We start from the raw sequence: 891 nt of genomic DNA, 5'->3' as shown, positions 1-891 counted from the left end.
CCTCGGCATAACTGGCTTTCTTGGCGTTCTCGGTTCGGGGATCGGTACTATCAATATATTGCCTACGCCATGCATCAGCCGCATCGACATTAATGTGTCTCCCGACTCTGGGCGGAAAGGTTTTGTGCTTTGCCCAGTCGTAAATGGTCTGACGGGTAACACCGGCATGTTCTGCATACTTTGAGATGCTCATGGTTTTCATGGCTTGAGTACTCCGGCTGTTTTGATTAATTGCTGGCGAAATATGGTTTTTGTTTGCTGAGTACAGGGAAGATCCTCTGTTGTGAATTCCGCAACGGCTGAACGCCATTGGTCAGATTTTTGTGTCTGCGGTAACGCGTCAATGCTCTGTGTCTTTGTCATCGTTTTGCTTCCTGAATGTCGGGTCAGAGTGTCAAATGTAAAGTGTCAAACGGGACTTGACACTTGACACTGACTTGACACTTTTTTGTCAAGTGATCCCACGGTGGAATGCGGGTTTGCGAGCGAAAAGTGTCAAATGTGTAAAACAAATCTGAAATTTTATAGCTAGTGAAAAACCACGGCGCGCAATGCCCATGTTTTACAATTTCGCTGGTAAGGACCCAAAAAGTTTTAAGCATGATGGTTGCCCAGTCTTTCGATGTCTTCCCAGTTCATCGGTTCAATGTACCGTTCCAGCTTCTCATTCGCTGCCCGTAATGATGCCTGATACCCGTTCGCATCATTGGTCCTCAGACTGTAGCTGAATGCCTCCTGATTCTTATCTTCCCCGTCTAACAGTTCCCAGCCTGAACAAACCGCTTCCATCTTGCGTGTGGTGTATTGACTCAGGTGGCGATAGCTCTCCCTGAGCGTTGCGATGGCAGACTGATACGGCGTGTGATTGTCGATAAGGTGCAACGCATAGAC

General features: G+C 47.7%; 1 protein-coding gene and 2 pseudogenes. All 3 read right to left on the bottom strand.

The genetic code is table 11. From position 1 onward, the window contains the following. Window positions 1-202 (bottom strand): annotated as a pseudogene (locus tag PSI23_RS21585) (hypothetical protein); the annotation flags it as partial. After that, a complete protein-coding gene (locus PSI23_RS21580; RefSeq protein ID WP_273556993.1) occupies window positions 199-363 on the bottom strand; it encodes a hypothetical protein in 165 nt (54 codons plus the stop codon). The gene PSI23_RS21580 and the pseudogene PSI23_RS21585, both read right to left, overlap by 4 nt. 231 nt (window positions 364-594) lie before the next feature. Beyond that, a pseudogene (locus PSI23_RS21575) lies at window positions 595-891 on the bottom strand (hypothetical protein); the annotation flags it as partial.

This window comes from Xenorhabdus yunnanensis (assembly GCF_028598805.1).
Lineage (GTDB): Bacteria > Pseudomonadota > Gammaproteobacteria > Enterobacterales > Enterobacteriaceae > Xenorhabdus > Xenorhabdus yunnanensis.
The sequence above is the reverse complement of the archived record's forward strand: the minus strand, read 5'-3'. Positions and strand labels throughout refer to the sequence as shown.